Consider the following 1,022-nt stretch of genomic DNA (forward strand, 5'->3'; position numbering starts at 1 on the left):
ATGGCGATTAAAATCAATGTTATCCACAAATTCAGTGGATAACATTGTGAAGTAGTGGGGATAGCTAGCTCAGCGCGGGGGATGCTGACCTCACTTGACTATTTTCTTCGTCTCGCCCATGACTGGCTTTTTGCTTTAAAGCGATTGCTCGCCGTGCTCTTTCGTGGATAGACTGCGATTTTTGAATCAACTCTTTTGTTTCTTGAGATGAGTTCGCAGAAGCTGACCGTTTCTCTTTTAAAAGAAGCATGACTTCATTAGAATGAGATAATGCTTCTTTTTTGGAATCATGTTCTGATTCAATATGCTTAAATTTTTCAGTGTGCCCTTGTATCACTTCCGCTTGCTTTGTAGTTCTCTCTAAAAGATGAGTTGCATTAAAGCTATCGTCTATATTTGCTTTCTCAACTTCCAAAGAACTTTTTACAACAGAAACAATCGTCTCAGAAACTAAATCAATCGTTGCTTTCTTTTCTATAATAATCGAAGAAAGTGATTCTATCTCCTGGCTAAGTTTTTCACCAGCATCATTCAATTTGCCAGTCGTGGCTAACATCTTCTCTTGCTGCTCCTGAAGTTGTTTTACCATCCCTTCAAGACGCGTAACCTGGCTATGCAACTTACCTGCTTCAACGCCTAATTGCGCAATCGTTGTCGATAAACTGGCAGTCTGCTCTTCCAAAGCAGTAAATGCCTCATCAAGCTTACGCTCCATTTCATTAAACGTTTCTATCGATTGCTTTAATTCTTCCCTTAAACCATCAAAGCTTTTTCTTATCGCCTCTTTATTGGCCTCTTCAATGTTGTAATGGTCTGAAAGGATTTCACTGAGCTTATAGTAAGCGCCTACCACCGCGAAAAAGGCTAAAGCATGAACCGCAAATCCCAATACAATCGCACCAGCAACCACTTCTCCATGCAAAACCTGACGGTCAAACCAGCCTTTCTGGCCGTAAAAAGTAGCCAGCTTTGAAAACTGACTACTCTTTATCTCATACCACTTTATCGCATAATCAATGTCA

At 40.4% G+C, this 1,022-nt stretch carries 1 protein-coding gene; it reads right to left on the bottom strand.

The window, feature by feature from the left end; all coding sequences use genetic code 11:
* Positions 1-64 precede the first annotated feature (64 nt).
* Positions 65-1,022 (bottom strand): hypothetical protein (locus Lfee_RS17180; RefSeq protein ID WP_162262668.1); only part of this gene is annotated, 958 nt, incomplete at its 5' end.

This window comes from Legionella feeleii, from assembly GCF_001467625.1.
Classification (GTDB): Bacteria; Pseudomonadota; Gammaproteobacteria; order Legionellales; family Legionellaceae; genus Tatlockia; species Tatlockia feeleii.